The 15,794-nt window shown below is 36.3% G+C and carries 20 protein-coding genes and 1 tRNA gene; 10 read left to right on the forward strand and 11 right to left on the reverse strand.

All coding sequences use genetic code 11. From position 1 onward, the window contains the following. Positions 1–58: 58 nt before the first annotated feature. Both METTI_RS11580 and METTI_RS11585 read right to left on the reverse strand, forming a co-directional pair. A complete protein-coding gene (locus tag METTI_RS11580) occupies positions 59–460 on the reverse strand; it encodes a hypothetical protein (RefSeq protein ID WP_023846008.1) in 402 nt (133 codons plus the stop codon). Beyond that, the gene (locus METTI_RS11585) at positions 461–805 is read right to left on the reverse strand and encodes a hypothetical protein (RefSeq protein ID WP_023846009.1); all 345 of its coding nucleotides are present in this window, start codon (positions 803–805) and stop codon (positions 461–463) included. A 157-nt stretch (positions 806–962) separates the two neighbouring features. On the opposite strand from METTI_RS11585, the gene METTI_RS11590 reads away from it, so the two are divergent. Beyond that, the gene (locus METTI_RS11590) at positions 963–1,661 is read left to right on the forward strand and encodes a GxxExxY protein (RefSeq protein ID WP_023846010.1); all 699 of its coding nucleotides are present in this window, start codon (positions 963–965) and stop codon (positions 1,659–1,661) included. Between the two features lie 146 nt (positions 1,662–1,807). Then, on the forward strand, positions 1,808–2,977 hold the full coding sequence (locus METTI_RS11595) for a competence protein CoiA family protein (RefSeq protein ID WP_023846011.1): 1,170 nt from the start codon (positions 1,808–1,810) through the stop codon (positions 2,975–2,977). A gap of 61 nt (positions 2,978–3,038) precedes the next feature. Here the strand turns inward: METTI_RS11595 and METTI_RS11600 are convergent, their stop codons facing one another. The 3 genes from METTI_RS11600 to METTI_RS16215 form a co-directional block, all read right to left on the reverse strand. Continuing rightward, positions 3,039–3,251 (reverse strand): hypothetical protein, encoded by a 213-nt coding sequence (locus METTI_RS11600; protein ID WP_023846012.1) that lies wholly within the window; start codon positions 3,249–3,251, stop codon positions 3,039–3,041. 112 nt (positions 3,252–3,363) lie between these two features. Then, positions 3,364–4,359 (reverse strand): transglutaminase domain-containing protein, encoded by a 996-nt coding sequence (locus METTI_RS11605; protein WP_023846013.1) that lies wholly within the window; start codon positions 4,357–4,359, stop codon positions 3,364–3,366. Between the two features lie 85 nt (positions 4,360–4,444). Then, positions 4,445–4,579, reverse strand: coding sequence for a hypothetical protein (locus METTI_RS16215; RefSeq protein ID WP_281170046.1), 135 nt, complete (start codon positions 4,577–4,579; stop codon positions 4,445–4,447). A gap of 465 nt (positions 4,580–5,044) precedes the next feature. Between METTI_RS16215 and METTI_RS11610 the strand changes: the two genes are divergently transcribed. Together METTI_RS11610 and METTI_RS11615 are read left to right on the forward strand one after the other, a co-directional pair. Beyond that, the gene (locus METTI_RS11610) at positions 5,045–5,473 is read left to right on the forward strand and encodes a hypothetical protein (protein WP_156916279.1); all 429 of its coding nucleotides are present in this window, start codon (positions 5,045–5,047) and stop codon (positions 5,471–5,473) included. Between the two features lie 887 nt (positions 5,474–6,360). Beyond that, a complete protein-coding gene (locus METTI_RS11615) occupies positions 6,361–7,707 on the forward strand; it encodes an MATE family Na+-driven efflux transporter (protein WP_023846015.1) in 1,347 nt (448 codons plus the stop codon). Between the two features lie 55 nt (positions 7,708–7,762). Here the strand turns inward: METTI_RS11615 and METTI_RS11620 are convergent, their stop codons facing one another. The 4 genes from METTI_RS11620 to METTI_RS11635 all read right to left on the reverse strand — a co-directional run bounded on the left by METTI_RS11620 (position 7,763) and on the right by METTI_RS11635 (position 10,205). Then, positions 7,763–8,638, reverse strand: coding sequence for a hypothetical protein (locus METTI_RS11620; RefSeq protein WP_023846016.1), 876 nt, complete (start codon positions 8,636–8,638; stop codon positions 7,763–7,765). A gap of 215 nt (positions 8,639–8,853) precedes the next feature. Next, positions 8,854–9,114 carry a hypothetical protein gene (locus tag METTI_RS11625; protein ID WP_023846017.1) on the reverse strand — a complete coding sequence of 87 codons (261 nt, stop codon included), beginning with the start codon at positions 9,112–9,114 and terminating at the stop codon, positions 8,854–8,856. Between the two features lie 81 nt (positions 9,115–9,195). Continuing rightward, positions 9,196–9,792 (reverse strand): hypothetical protein, encoded by a 597-nt coding sequence (locus METTI_RS15265; protein WP_023846018.1) that lies wholly within the window; start codon positions 9,790–9,792, stop codon positions 9,196–9,198. Between the two features lie 44 nt (positions 9,793–9,836). After that, a complete protein-coding gene (locus METTI_RS11635) occupies positions 9,837–10,205 on the reverse strand; it encodes a hypothetical protein (RefSeq protein ID WP_023846019.1) in 369 nt (122 codons plus the stop codon). 491 nt (positions 10,206–10,696) lie between these two features. Between METTI_RS11635 and METTI_RS15860 the strand changes: the two genes are divergently transcribed. The 3 genes from METTI_RS15860 (at position 10,697) to METTI_RS11645 (ending at position 11,398) form a co-directional block, all read left to right on the forward strand. Continuing rightward, positions 10,697–10,834 carry a hypothetical protein gene (locus METTI_RS15860; RefSeq protein ID WP_156916280.1) on the forward strand — a complete coding sequence of 46 codons (138 nt, stop codon included), beginning with the start codon at positions 10,697–10,699 and terminating at the stop codon, positions 10,832–10,834. Between the two features lie 68 nt (positions 10,835–10,902). Next, positions 10,903–11,046: a hypothetical protein gene (locus tag METTI_RS15865; RefSeq protein WP_156916281.1), complete on the forward strand. Its 144-nt coding sequence runs from the start codon at positions 10,903–10,905 to the stop codon at positions 11,044–11,046. A 4-nt stretch (positions 11,047–11,050) separates the two neighbouring features. After that, positions 11,051–11,398, forward strand: coding sequence for a hypothetical protein (locus METTI_RS11645; RefSeq protein WP_023846021.1), 348 nt, complete (start codon positions 11,051–11,053; stop codon positions 11,396–11,398). A gap of 27 nt (positions 11,399–11,425) precedes the next feature. Here METTI_RS11645 and METTI_RS11650 read toward each other — a convergent pair whose 3' ends face one another. Then, positions 11,426–12,268, reverse strand: coding sequence for a hypothetical protein (locus METTI_RS11650; RefSeq protein ID WP_023846022.1), 843 nt, complete (start codon positions 12,266–12,268; stop codon positions 11,426–11,428). Between the two features lie 122 nt (positions 12,269–12,390). On the opposite strand from METTI_RS11650, the gene METTI_RS11655 reads away from it, so the two are divergent. The 3 genes from METTI_RS11655 to METTI_RS11665 all read left to right on the forward strand — a co-directional run bounded on the left by METTI_RS11655 (position 12,391) and on the right by METTI_RS11665 (position 15,404). Further along, positions 12,391–13,422: a hypothetical protein gene (locus METTI_RS11655; protein ID WP_023846023.1), complete on the forward strand. Its 1,032-nt coding sequence runs from the start codon at positions 12,391–12,393 to the stop codon at positions 13,420–13,422. A 160-nt stretch (positions 13,423–13,582) separates the two neighbouring features. Further along, positions 13,583–14,569, forward strand: a complete 987-nt coding sequence (locus METTI_RS11660; RefSeq protein ID WP_023846024.1) for a hypothetical protein — start codon at positions 13,583–13,585, stop codon at positions 14,567–14,569. A gap of 256 nt (positions 14,570–14,825) precedes the next feature. Beyond that, positions 14,826–15,404 carry a tyrosine-type recombinase/integrase gene (locus METTI_RS11665; RefSeq protein WP_023846025.1) on the forward strand — a complete coding sequence of 193 codons (579 nt, stop codon included), beginning with the start codon at positions 14,826–14,828 and terminating at the stop codon, positions 15,402–15,404. A 304-nt stretch (positions 15,405–15,708) separates the two neighbouring features. Here METTI_RS11665 and METTI_RS11670 read toward each other — a convergent pair. After that, positions 15,709–15,780 (reverse strand) — tRNA-Thr (locus tag METTI_RS11670). Between the last annotated feature and the right edge of the window lie 14 nt (positions 15,781–15,794).

Here is a 15,794-nt window from a genome sequence, read left to right on the forward strand (position 1 = left end):
GGTTTCCGAGAAGCTTGTGGAATTCGATAGACTCAACAAACTTCATCACTGAACATGATTATACAATCACTCTTTCTTCTGTTCTATCATCAAAATTGACATTATCCAATTTCCTTTTGATAGCCAATATATCACTTACACATTTGCTTTCTTCGCTATCAAGGTACGTATAAAAAGCATTTTCCTCATGGTCCTTTTCATAGATTGGATGATTAGGATATTTTTTCTTATAGTCTGATGTAAAACAATGAGGAATCCAATTATTTCCATCCATTACATATCTGAAAGTGGTCTTGTTCTTATATGAAATACTTCTAATTTCAACAATCCACGGACCATCTAAACCTTCTGGAAAATCATTTGTTGCAATGAATCCTCTATTATCAAATAATAATGCAAAACGACCTGTACTGTCAAATGATATTGTTTCTCGTAATATTTTTCTATTCTCTAACGACATTCATTCACCCTCAAATATTTCGTCAGTGTCATTCTTGTTCCAGTGTTCGCAATCATACACGTCAATTTCACAATGATGCATGCATTCATCCAGCCTACCCATTACTTTTCCTCTCATGAGTTCGTCTTTTTGAACCATAATCACTTTACCACACAGCATTGTGAGGGGTACTTCAATTTTGAGGAGTTCTTGAATCAAGTCGCTGGCTTCTTGGTTATTCAAGCCTTTGAGGGAAGTTCGTCCAAGATGTTGCATGAAATTCTCATAGCATTCACGGTCTTCATCCCTAGTTGCATATTCTGATGTAAGGGCCTTAATGTATACTTCTTGTTTCTCCGTTGTCATTTTCCTTCCTCTCTGTATAATAGCTCATTCAGGTAAGCCATGTTCATGCAATATTGTCATCCTCGTAAATTGATTTATGAAACTGTTTTAATTCTATGATATTTATATACTATCAACATATATTTCCTTTGAGGTATAAGGAATTTGAGGTTGAAGGATGGCAGCTAAGAGGAGAAAAAGAAAATCTGATGATGAAGAAATTGACCCGGTAGCAGTTGCAATTGCTGCTGTGATTTTTGCAGTGTATTTTGTTTACACAAAATATCTGTTACCGTTGTACGAAGCATTCATGTCATTGTCACCTGTTTACATCTTTTTGATTACCCTGATAGTTGCTGTCACAGTTCTTGTTGTTATCAACTATATCTTCAAGTATCGCAGGATGAGAGCAGAGAAAAAGAAAGAACGCCGTAAGCAGCAAATCATTGCAAGGGGTGTTGAATTTGATAATACTATCAAGTTCCTAGAAAACGAAATTAAACTTCGTTATGGTAAAAAGAAGATTGAGAAGGACTATCAACAGGATTTGGAACAAGCCATGAAGGTCTTGACCGACAGACATGGTTACAAAATCGAATATGAAAGAAGCCACTCCAAAAAACATAGGATTGATTTGGTGATAAATGACTCTATTGGTGTTGAAATGAAGGTCTATAAGGGTGGGTCACAGGTCAAAAGAGCACTACTTAGTCAAATCTCAGAGTATTCTCAGTACTGTGACAAAATTATCGGATTTGTGGTCAATGTGACCGAAGAGAGCAACGAATCTATCAAATCTGATATCGAATCTCAACTCAAGTTTCAAAAGGTTATTGACCCGAATGACTATCACATCATTGTTCACGGGGTCATCTAAAATGTTTCATTTGGCATGAGAACTTCAGTTTCGATGATTGAAAGAAGTTCAGTCTTTGAACGAAACAGTTTCACCCTGCTTAGATTATGCGTATATGATGTCAGTCAAATGATAGTAGTTAACAACTTAAAAATACGGTGACTGACATGGTTAAGTTTGAATACGCATTCGATTCTCAAGGGAAAATACACTACATCAACAATCTTTACAAAGGTCACAATCTTGGTCCATTCACATGTATCACATGTGGGGAACCTATGAAAGCTAGACCTGGAAAAGGTGTCGATAAAGGTGGAAACACCCCTCATTTTGCACATAAATCGTCATCATACAACCATGCTGATGAATCTGAATTGCATTATAATACCAAGGCATATCTATCCCTGAAACTAAATGAGATACTTGATTCCAATGACAAAAATGAATTCATAATCAACGTTTTCTGCAATGACTGTAATTCAACCAAGAGGGCATCTTTGCTTTATGGTCTTGATGATGAATCGATGAAATCATTAAAGTTAGGTAATTATTCAAATAATCTTCATGAACAGCCAACAACACACAATTTTGAATATAATTTACTCCAAGATGTCACCAGTGTGAAGCCGGAAAAGAAAGTTGACAACTTTGTACCTGATGTTTCACTATACCACGGTGAGGCTCTAATAAAGGCGATAGAAGTCGTTTACACTCATGAAGATGAAGATGTGAAAGTGCAATACTACAGGAACGAAAAGATAGATGTTGTGCGGGTTTATGTTAAAACAGATGATGACTTGAGAGACTTAGAAAATGGTATATTGGACATGATTGAAGTTGAACTGAACCGTACTGTGTGTCAGTTTAAGTCACCTATAAGCAAAGATGAGATGTCTATCAATTTGTATTTTAGAAGCATGCAGTATTACCGATACATACGGGAAATATTTGAGCCATTTTTCTCTAAAATGGATGATTACATCAATAGAGCTTTAATATCGAACAGAAAAGTGAATCTCAAGAAGATATTCAGTGATGAAAGCAAATCTAATAGCAAAACAACAAGCGATTCCGAACTTCATGAGATAAGAAAACCTGATAACAAAATAAAAAACGATTCCGAACTTTACGAGATGATACGTAAATACCGGAAAGCTCGTAGGACTGCTGCACTAACATCTTATGACGTACAAGAATTCATGGATGAAAACCCACATAGCGATATTGACCCTAAAAACGTGGATAGACTCATAAAAATGGGGAATGCATGTGGATGGGGATATTTCGTAAAAGCCATCGAGCATTATCACAAATATAAGCCATACAACAAATATTAGTGTAATTCTTATTTATAGTAGATTAAGCAGCGATAAAAAGTAGTGAAGGTGATTCTCAACATCACCATTCAATGTAAGCAGTCCCACCAGAATCCTTGCCACCTTTACAGTAACCTGTAGATTTTCCACAGTTTGTACAGTGTCTTCCATTGCGATGTAGAAGACCACTTACGATGAAAGTGTTACCACAGACCGGACACTTAAATGCTGCATTGTTTCCTATCCAGTCCTCATCTATGCTGAGGTTGTTTGGTTCTAAATATCTTTGATTCATAGTATTTTCTCCATTTTATAGTCAAGTCAATGAGCATCCTCTACGTGACACGGGTGGCAGACCCCCCCATATATCCAATATTATGCAATTGCCTGTACTTCTTAATGTTATATCAGAGCCAACGTAATTCCTTTTCAGTGATATTAATCAACAAAAATTGTGATGGTTTATTAAGTGTGATATTTTCTGCACCATAGTGCTCATAAATCATTCCATCATAACTCGATTTAATATTGTAATAGGCATCTTTATGCATACCCAAGTTAATAGTGAGTGGAATCGAATCATTTGTCACCAAGTCTCGTTTATATCCCAGCACGGGAACTTCAGTATTGTTGTAGACCATGCTGACAAATACATTTGCTCCATTTACAGATTCATTGTTTTCCTCTACTTGGATATTCAACTGACATGTATTATTGACATAATTCGCAGTACAATCTGTAAAATAAGTGTTGTTTTCAATAACGCTCACATGTCCAATTAAAAACTTAGATTTAGATGTAAAATGGGACTGATTATCTTTTGGATACCATAAATGAAAACCGGAGTCGGCAATTCTCCATCCATTATCAATCCAAACTTCGGACCATGCGTGGTCTCCACTCGAATTATCTCTTGTATTGATGAATCCTTCCATTTCCATGTGTCGATATGTTAGTCCACATCTTTCTACCATATCCTCAAAGATAATGGCACGCTCACCACAGTTTGCACTTCCTAAATAGACAAACCACTTTGAATCATGATTGTTCAATCGAAAAATTGCAGTATAGCGATTGAATCGTTTTAAATCAACATTATCACTGTTTTCCCATTCAATAATATGCTGAACAATTTCAGACTCGTTCTCTGAATACTTACATATTGTTGTACTTGTGTCATCCAAGTATGATTCCATTTGGGGTTCAATATAAAATTGATAGAAAGGACCATAATAGACAATATATGGAAAAGCAAAAACTAAAATCAGAAGTATAAATGCATTACGAAACCCTAAATAAACTCCTTGAGCTATGTCTTTTTTTGTTACCTTAAATGCGTTTTTATCTTGTGTATTATTAATTTTGTCAAGAAGATAAGCTTTAAATTCATTAAAAAGAGACATTAGTAGGTGTATAGTGCTGTTTGTATTAATACTATGTACAATTCAATAGGATGAATGTATTAATAAAATAAAGACTATTGCGTTCTTAGTACATCACTTTTTGATAAGCAAAAAGTGCCCTGTCAATTTTCCTGATATCGCACCCTGTGTCCTTCACAATTCCCTCTATTTTGGCTTTGTAAGTCCTGTATGTCCTTTTGCTGATGGTGTAACTGGTCAATAATCCAACCTCATTGAGGACATCAATAGTCCTGAAATCAACAATAGGGAACCTTCAGGCTACATGAAATGCAAAATAGTGGAAGCACTGGGATGTCAATGCCGTCTAACCAGACCAAAAGTCCGGGATTAAGTGGACCAAGAACATCGAGAACATGAGTTATAGAACTCTGACATAGGTTTATTCTACCTTTGTTTATCCTGCTTTTTGCACGTGCTGCTTTCCAATACATGATAACAATGAATGTGTCATATGATATGGTTTTCTAGATTTTGACCCGAAAGGAGTTAATTTCAGAGATATTTACTATATTGCAGTAATTTTTACACTTTTTTATATACTCTATTTTCCTAACAACTTCACAAAAACATATAAATATATTCATCAAAATATATTAGTGCATATGATGCTTATAATGTATCACCATAAGAGGTGTTAAAAATGAAAAACAATGAAAAAACAGAAATGAAATGGCGTGAAGCGACAGTCAAAGTACTATGTATGGACAAAAATGCAACAAAATTTATAGATAAATGGAATGGTAAAGACAATCCTTATGAAAATGACCGTTTTTCAAAAGAACCATGTAAAATTGAGATATTTGACACGGAATATGGAAAACGTGTATTATTTTCACATAATGCAAGTGCTTACGAAATAGCGTTCGACGACGCAATACTAGCTGTTTCACATAGAATTCATATATTTCTTCAGACGCAGTTCCTAGCTACATTAGATGTATCTTATATCGTAGAAAATGAGAGAATTGAACCCATTACATACATGTTCCATCAAAGTTTCACTGATGATGAGCTTGATACACTGACTGAACATGAACTTCTGTACACTAATGTACTCAATATGAATCATGAGGCACGTGAAAAGATGGAATGAAAAGATAAAACTGGAATTCCAAAACTAAATTTATTCCCTAATGCCAAATTTAACAAACATGGGATAACAGTCTAACACATCAACTCTCATCGAGCCCAAAATCAAATTGAAACCAAAACATATCTAGTTCGCCGGTGAGTATACTGACCTTAGTAAAGATATAACACTAAGTACAATTTCCGAACCTTCCTATGATGATAGTATGCAAAATCATCGACATTTTGAACGCTTGTGCTTTTGTTCTCTGGTCTTTTTTCTCATTCTATGCTTGTAATTATCCACGAATACTTGCTCTGAAGGGTCCATAAATAAAGATTCTTTTGACTATATATGCCTCTGAGCCAAGCACCGTGAAAGTGATGTGCATTTCATATCTCGACATATTCATAGAAAGGCAAGTATGCCCTCAAATTCTTCTTCTGTGTCAATTTCTGCCCTTTAGACTTACATTGACACGGCTGGTAAAATATCGAGGCTTCAACCATTCTTTAGAAAGTGCTTTGAATTTCAAACTGCTGTGACACTGATGGACGGTGTAGATGTTGCAGACAACGTAGATTCAAGTTCTTAGTGTACACAGCGTCTGTCACTACATGCATCATCTACAGGTGTGGATGTGGTAGTCCATAATCATCATGCACAACATATCAGCTTTAGCTATCGGATTATCTCTTAAAATTTGAATGAAAAAGGTATTTGCACCTTGTTTACAGGCTGCCCAAAAGCTTGTAATCTTTAACAGATACATAAATATAATATAGTTCTAAAAATATTATAATCATAGACTAATGATATTTTAACACTACATGTGGTTGAAAATGCCAACATGCTTTGTGGTCTAAGGAAAAATACTACCAAATTCCTGTACAAAATCTATGGGTGGACACGTGCATAAAACAATAGAATCGATTAGAAGAATTGACTTGCGTTTATTTTTAGCGTTGCTTTTGACTGGATTGTTACCAACAATATACACTACGGTACGCATATTTTTCCTTGGAAACCTTCCAAATGATTGGGGAATCAACATTGCTTCACAACTTATGTGGGTAAATCTTCTTTACGAAATATTGCAGGAATCCTTAATTCTACCACTGTACTTCATACTTGGTAAGGCAATATCAAATACTGAAGAGTTCACTAATCGCCTGAAAGGCAGCATGGTAATAGTGTTCTCAATATATCTCACACTCTCAGCATTGATATCAATATTTGCCGAACCTATGGTAGTAGCGATGGCACAAAATTCTGCATTGGTAGATGCTACAGTGTCATACATACGTCTGGAAACAATAGCATACATCTTTCTGACAATGTGGAAATTCTTGATGCTCATACTTCTCTTGATTGGAAGAGATAAACTGATTTACATCATGCTCACGGTTCAGATGATTCTTACTGTACTATTGGATACATTGTTCATCTCAGAATTTAGTTTTTCATTACAGCTAGGTGTTAATGGTATCGCAATAACCAACATTATCGTAAATATTGTTCTACTTGCAGTCTTTTTCATATTACTCAAGAAAGAAAAGAATATCAATATCTTCCAAAGGAAGAAATTGAACTTTGCTTGGGTCAAACAATGGACAACAATCGCAGGTTATTCCGGTCTTGAGACTTTGGTTCGAAACCTGGCATTTATGTATATGGTAGTTCGAATGGTAAACATCATCAATGAGCCGGGAACTTTCTGGGTCACTAATAGTTTTATCTGGGGATGGTTGCTTCTTCCAGTACTGCAACTGAGCGAGTTGATAAAAAGTGATTGTTCAAAGGATGAAGAGAACATAAAACTGAATTTCAGAGGATATGTAGGAGTCACAACAATAATAATTGCAATATGGCTTGTGACAATACCATTGTGGGAGCCGTTCATTAAAAATGTGCTAAATATGAGCAACTATGAAGTGATATCCCACTTGGTGATGATATCACTACCTTTCTACATCCTATTTGCATATAACAACATCATAGATTCAATCTTTTATGGAATAGGTAAAACAGAGTACATGTTGTTCCAATCAGTATTTGTGAATGTCACATTTTATGGTACTCTTTTCATCCTTTTCCAAAAGGGTATATACGTCCCTACATTGGAATTAATCACATTGATGTTCGCAGCAGGAATTGCAGTAGATTCATTGCTCACTTTTGTAATGTATTGGTACTTATCGAAGAAAGGTAAGATAGTACACAAGTATGAGCTGACTGTTCCATTGGTTACAGATTGAATCCCAAAAAGTTCTGAAACTGCCGAATGACTTGCAAAAAATAGTAGTGAGAGTATCATTGATACTGATACTCTGTCACTTTCCTATAAATATCGTAGGCTTCTTCAGCTGTAATACCATAGTGATTAGCAACATTCTGCTTGACTAAATCCTCATCAACAGTTGCATATGGGTCACTCAAGTCAACTTCATCCCATGCAGCATCATACGATATCTTGTAAAAGTCGTAAATTTCAAATTCTAATTCCGTAGGTTTGGTTAAAGTAGAATTTACAACTCTTTTTGTCAAGGTGAATACATATTCATAAGATGACCTATCGTTTGACCTTGCAATTTCATTCGGTACATTCCATTCTCCGTCAGGACACCAATCAACTGTACCAATGGTATAAGCATAACCAACATCAACTTCCCTATCATATGCAAATATGCATATTGCATCAATGTCAGGATTTTTGGACGTTTCATCCATAATAAGTTGAATAAAAGTTGCTTTTGCCTCCGTTTCAGATATATCAGAAGGAACCACTATCCAATACTGTTTGCGAATAGCATCCATCCTGTTGTCATCTTCAATAAATATAATTTCGTAATCCTTTGCTAAACTACTATCGTACCCTGGTATATTAGATTCAGCCGTATTTGCAGCAGCATGTGCAAGTGCTGCTTGTTCATCAGCTTCTCTTAAATCTTCTAATTCTTCTGCTGCTTTTATTGATGCCTGTGATTCTTTCTCTGCTAATTCTTCGTCAGATGTTGTTAGCAAATCAACGCATCCATAAGCAAGAAAACAGAATAAGACTAATAATATTAACCAATTATTTCTCTTATTTTTTTTCCGTTGCTGTTCACTTGGTGGATTAGCTTTTATGCTCTCAAGTTCTGTATTTAATTTTTCCATTCTATCGGTGAATGTTATTTTCTCTACCATTTTGTTACCTCGATAATTGAGGATTTCCTTTTATTAAGTAATATATAATCAAAAATTAATATATTTAGTATGCAATGCACATGTGTTGATTATAAATCCATTTAATAGTTATGGTCACTTGAAACAATGTGCAAACGTTTAACAAATTACATACAAGTCTTTTTATCATGTGAAAACGTCGTTTTTATGACAATATTTTACCCATCAAATTGAGTTCACACATTAAAGACTTGAAAGTGTCTGAATGCCTGCATATGGTTCTCAAAATGCTCACAGGCAATGTCATAAGTTCCCCACCCGCAAGCATTTCCAAGAATGATGTTCTTCAGCACTATGTCGGGAAGCAGGTCAGTTGATTGTGTTTCAATGAAGGACTGAACGTCAAGTGAGGTCAGTGCACCGGTTCTTTTGTTCTTTCGGTATTCATTGATTCGGTCATAAAGTTCATTTTCACTCTGGATGGTTGTGTCATTCATAATTGACAGTATGTTGGTAGCGTATATGCTGATACTCCAAGCAGGTTGAAAGTATTCAGCATTAGTACACTTTTGAGCTAATTAGTCTTCAAAATGGAAATCAACACACTCCTTGACTTTCATCAATTCATCAGGACTCATCATTTCAATGAAGTATCCGGTCTCCTTCAATGGAGAATCGTTCTTTCTGCAATGTGCTACACGATGACCATTTCCTATTCCATGCCTGTGCCATTCGTGACAGTAGGGGCATAAGAACATCATACCACCGTCAAGGTCTTTTCGTGGAATGCATTTGAATGTAGGGACTTTGATTACTTCTTCCCCCCTTACCATTACATTTCCAATATTCCTTGCATGCTCGTCACATGCTGTTATTGATATAGGAACACCACTAATCTCAATTGTGGCGATTTTTGAAATGAGGCTATCGCATCCTTTTTCAAGGCAGAATCCATCTGCATTAGGATTTTCAATTACCTTAGTCCATAATTCTTCTTCAAGCTCATTGGCATGTTTATCGCATAAATCAATGAAAACATCAACATCATTGAGCTTGATATTTACGTAATGAGTACTCCATTCATTGCAACCCTTTACAGAACAGGCCCCATCATTGACAGAATCATGGTCAGTAACATCCCTAAATGAGATATTTTGATTTATTTCAGTAAGCATAGTAGCAGCTCCTATCATTTTAAGGCAAAATTAGGTGGTTCTGTTCAGAACCATGCCCCTGCGTGATTGCTCTCTACAGCTACACTCCCTATCATCATGGCAATAACTAGTAGAATTACACTAAATAGAGGGGCTGAGATAAGCAAAAGCCCACCAACAAAAGCAATTCCAATTGCAATCATTCCAATTTTTCCACCCATCGCATAAGCTCCCATTACTGAACCTATGGTTAACAGTAGAGGGAATAAGGTAAACATGAAGCTAAATCCAGAATCAGGATTTAATGTTTCCATTACGGTTCTTAGTGATTCGAAAATAACTGTTTCTGGATTTACGCCTACTGCTATCCAAAAACCACTAAAGAAGCCCAATCCGATGATGAATTCTTTGAAAAATACTTCACTTTTCGTCATCAAATCACCGCCATAGTGGTTGCAGTTATGCTTTTTTCAATCTGTACCATCGACACTGAGTCGACAGGTTTATGTAGAGTTTTGTATACACACATATTTGTTAACCTATTTATTGTGTATAACAGGTTTTTTGTCGCAATTAAACCTGTTATCAGCCTTTTTCCAAAAGGTAATTTATATAAGTGGCTTTTAGCTTAATAATCGTTTTTCAAACTGCATTTGAATATCCAGTGGAGTATACCATACCAGAGAAGGAACAGACTATGAACAGACATGATAACATATAGACTTGGAGTAGGTTGGCAGTATATGCCGCTGTACCATTCATAGCATAAGTATTCACTTCATCCATCTGACAGCTTTCTACGTTTCACGTCAACACGGTCCAAAATCCCGGCCCTGACAAGCAAAACAGGGACTTTTCCATACAATGACACCTTGGGATATCTCAGGCCCGGAAATCCAACAGTATAAACATTCAAAACCACGTCATGAAGTCGATGGATGCGGGTTTTGTGGTCATGTGTTGTCATTGTATGCAGTGTAGATGGCGTGTTGTCATTGTAGTCAGCGTCCACAGCAACGACACAGACAGACTCACAGGCTCATTGATTGCGATAATATCTTAAAAACGAGAACAGCAGCATTTGTGAGTGTTGCGATGTTGATATTAAGGATGCATGATATATCAGTATTCATGACCAAGGAAAATAGAGCACAATCGGTAGTCCCGGAAGGACATAGAACCGGCGGATTACCTACCAGTGAGGAATTCGAGCGACTATTGCCGGTTGTTTTGAATGAAAACAAGGAGCTAATTGAAGCCCTTGCAAGGAAGTGATAACGTGCCAGTAGATAACGAAAGTGAGTTTAAGATTTCAACCCTTCCTCGTGGTCATGGTGCGCTGAGTCCAACTTTCATGAATACCATGAAGGGAGTTTACGAAAGTATGAAGCCCTTAATGGATGCGTTGAGGAAAGGTTACATCATCGAAGACAGGTCATTCATCCGTGGTGAAGAGCATCTTTTGCCATCGGATGAGCTTGCATGGTTGAATCAGAAGCTCATTGAACGTCATTGTTTGCCTATTATACCACGTGGCGGACTGCTGAATCGTGCTGAATTTGAGAAATTACTCCCCATTGTGATTGAAGAAAACAAAGACCTTATCGAAGCATTGTCAAAAAAGTGAATTTAGTATTGATATCACTGTTCTTTATCACATGTATTCATCATCATGGAACATGTCTTCTGCCATGCTTTCCAGTATTGATATTGTAACAGGCAGAGTTTCAGAATCAATAATCTCATTAACGTCATACAGGTGCAAAATTCCGTGTCTGGAGAAGTAGACTCCAATTTTATCTATGGTTGAGCCATCTATCTTTTCTTCCCCGATTCCGCCTATGACTCCAAGAAGGTAATAGCCCACGATTTGGTTAAAAATGTCCCTTGTCACTGATAAGTTCTTGGTGGTCTTTATGTCTATCATCATGTTATCAATGACTAAATCAGCATCAGCACCACCTACAAGGTAAGAACCTTCATTGAATATTGGGTTCAATAAACAATGCTTTTTAGCCTTGAATAGGTCGAAATCAACAATGCTGATTAGGTTTTTGAGGTCTTGGATGTCTTCAGGTTCAATCTGCATTGGAATATCATATACATCCCTTCCTGCTCTGTAATACATATCGAGGTGTGCCAGCATCAGAGACGATTTCAGTAAATCATCGGTGAGTATACCATCATTCAGGAACTGATTATATGCATTTGTTGCAAAATCAAGGTCATTCTTCGCTTTTGCGTAATACTCAACGGATTCACGCTCTTCCATTCTGGCACAGGCTCCTTCTGCAACCCATCTATCTGTGATTGCATCAGGATTGTGGTATTTCAGGTGAAATCGCATAAGATAGTCAAATGCAGTGCCAATCATAGGGGGCTTATTTGTCAGAAGTGGTGCTTTGATTTCACCGGCAATTTTACCTCTTGGCTTCTGGAATTCATCTGCAAATATTGCCTTTACGTCCTTATCCTTCAGAAAATCAGTTAAACTCATGCAGGATTATATATTTTGCAAGAATATATAATTTGTTAAAAAGTTTCACTTATAAATCTGGTAGCCGTAAACAATATGGATTATTAAAAAAGTATATCTGTCTACAAAGAATCTTTACTAACATGATAATAACAGCGAATTCAACATTTCAGGGTCTAGTATCATGGACAGATGGACATGACAGCCTATTGACTCTCTTTTTCACTGCTGTAGTTGCTGCTGCAACTGTTGTGTATGCAATATTGACTTGGAAGTTAGTTTCTGAAACAAGAAAGATGCGAAAGGTACAAACAGAACCCCATATTTCAATAATCATACAACCAAGAGAAGATACTATAGGTTTTATAGATTTGATTGTGCAAAACATTGGATTAGGACCTGCTTATGATGTTAAATTTGATATTGAACCCGATTTTGATTTGATGGTAAATAGGAAACTATCAGAAGTTGGTTTTTTCAAATATGGCTTAAAATACTTTGCACCCGATGAAAGAAGAAAACTTTTCCTGACAAGTACGTATGAAAACTATGAGGAGAAAATCAAGACAAAGATTCGAATTGTTGCAAAGTACACTAATGGAGCAGGAACTGACTATTCTTCAACATACATGATAGATTTCTCTGAAATGGAAGGAATGATTTCAGCAGGCAAACCGCCTATTTATGAAATATCGGACTCGTTGGGTAAAATACGCTCAGAACTACATGATTTCAGAATTGGTAATCCTAAATTCAGCGTCATCGCTTATTCAGAAGATGAATATGAGCAAAAGAACATCGAAAATCGAGAACGTAGAAATAAATTCAGAAATCAATCACATGTTCCTAAATGGGGCGAACGCTTACCTTTCGAGTATGAGGGTTCCATTAAAGAGGGTAATATCATAGAAGTGGGAAATGAAGAAGTCTCGATTTCATCATTACAATATTATGATTTGCTCTGTAAATTCCGTGGGAAAACAGTAAATATTGGACTTCCTGATTCTAATGATGTAATCCCCAATGACAGTCTAGGTGCTTGGCTAAGGGATAATGTGAGAAGAATACCTTTAGCAGCTTATGTAGGTCCAATACTCGTGAAAGAAGGATATGCTGAAAAAGGTGATGATGTTGCTTTCATCACTTTCAAACAAGAATATCCTACTGATAGTTAGGTATCACACAATTCAGAATTCATCTTTTTCCCTTTTTGATAAGCTGAACCTATATTGATACTAGGGATAATCGATAACATTACACATATTGATTGTAACTTATCGAATAGATTCGAATCACTTCGAAATAAATAAGTATATAAGTAACCCTTTTAGGTATGTGGGAAATAACAACATAAATGAAAGTCTAGCTCTCAACATCACAATGAACGTGGTGCTTATCACTGCAATCTCGGTCTTGATGAAGAAAGATTTCTTCGATGATGTGTTATACATTGCTGCTATAGCTGAATTCTATGGCCTGTCACTAATTTTACTGGTGTTGTTTTATGTTGCACTGGAATTGAAAGGAATAAACCATTTTGAACAGAGAATGGACTTTTACACAAAGGGTCTATTGATTAACCTTGCAGTTGCTTGTCTTGTACTAGGTGCAAGCATGTACCCGCTGGTATTGTATACAGTAGGTGGACAAGGGTTGTTTGTTTTTGCCATAACAGCCCTTGTACTCGTTAACATATCAATTCCTTTCCTAATGTTTCTCTCTGTATTGGGTAGAATCATGTATGATATCGGAACTGGGAGTGGAGAGAGGTATCTGAAAATGTCAAATGATAATCGTAAAAGAAGTTGGAATATGAATAAATATATCGGAAGAAAAAGAGGATTTGTATATACTTTTGCAACGTATCTCCTAATATTAGTGATACTTTTCTCCGCTCGTTCCATAATTCCTTTTGTTTCTGATTTATCAGATATTGCAACAATTGTGATACTCACAATAACGGCAATAATCTACTTACTTCAAAATCATCTAAATTTTAATAACCATTTAGAGTTACTTGATTCAACATATAGGATAAAGCAGCTTGAAGAACTCTACATGCCATTATACAGTGTTTCACCTGATTTCTGGAAACTTGATGTTAAGGAGATAGAGAGATTTTCATACCTTGCATCAGATGAATTAGGTCAAATGGTGCAAATGGATGATAAAGAAATCTCCCTTATTGATAAATTCATCAAATACCTCAAGTCACCGGATGATTTCACATTTCATGAGAAGAATGAAGTCTATGAAAAGGTTGCAAGTGCAATTGAGGAAGATATCAAGTTATTAAAAAAGGATTTGAATATACATTTATAAGGAAAGTAATACCCTTGTCAAATATCACCTTTTCTCTTCCAATTAAGCTGAATAGACACACAGGCATCCAGATATTGCCCTGTTCTCAAAGGATTATACACCCATTTTGTAATGCAACAGAAGGTACATTTTGTTGCATTTTATTATTAAAGTTGATTTTGCGTGTTTTTTAAAATCCAGGTACCTGAAAGCCTTTAATTTTTGAATTAAAGGGCGTAGGAAACTTTTTTAATGTAGTTGTTGCATTTTCATAACTATGTACTCGAAAGAATGGCTAAGAGTTGAGGAAATCGAAAGCATGCTTTCATTGCCTAATCTCGAAGAAAAGTATGAGATTTGGATTCTTTTGCTCTACGTTCCAGCACTGAGGGTTACCGAGGCTATTAATGTCAGAGACCGAGACCTTGACCTTGAGGGTGAATCTATTGACATATGGAAGGGAAAAGGGAAAGACGGGTATATGGAGAAAGTACCTTGTGATATTGCTACCTTGAAACGAATCAAGAGGTATTCACAGCATAATAATCTCAGACCAAACGACTACATAATGTTTAGCAACAAATCCGGCAAAGTGCACCGAAGCCATGTTTACAAGGTTGTGAACAAGATATTGCAACAGGTCAACCCGGATAAGACGATTGGAACACACACCTTCAGAAGGTCCAGAGCACAGCATCTATTGGACTCAGGACTGCCATTGGTCTATGTTTCGAAGCTGTTGAGACATAAGAACCTGTCAACCACTATGCATTACTTGAACGTCTCTGTGACCGACATACAGCGTGAAATGGAGAAAATCAGTGACCCAATGGATAAGATTAGTGCTGTGATTTGATGTAGTTTTGAGCAAAGTAAATTCACTCTATTCTCTTGAATAATATTGAATTAATTCATCAATACTCTGTGAATTTGTTGATTTAAGCAGATTGACAATTTTAATATCGAGACTTTCTGTCATGTTCATAATTTCATATCAGCACGCAATATTAAATCATGCAATAAATCAATATTATGAATAGAAAATCCGTATACCTTAGGGGGGAAAGATTTTTTGCACTTCGAAGCTGAAAGGGATGTGGCCCAAGTAGGCCACATTTATATACAAACTCAAAAGAGAGATTTGAACCCTTATTCGCCTAAGCCCCTGGAGAGATTCGAACCCTCGGCCTGCTGATTACGAATCAGCCGCTATACCGCTAAGCCACAGAGGCAAAACTGAACGACA

This window comes from Methanolobus tindarius DSM 2278, assembly GCF_000504205.1.
In the GTDB taxonomy this organism is placed as follows: Archaea; Halobacteriota; Methanosarcinia; order Methanosarcinales; family Methanosarcinaceae; genus Methanolobus; species Methanolobus tindarius.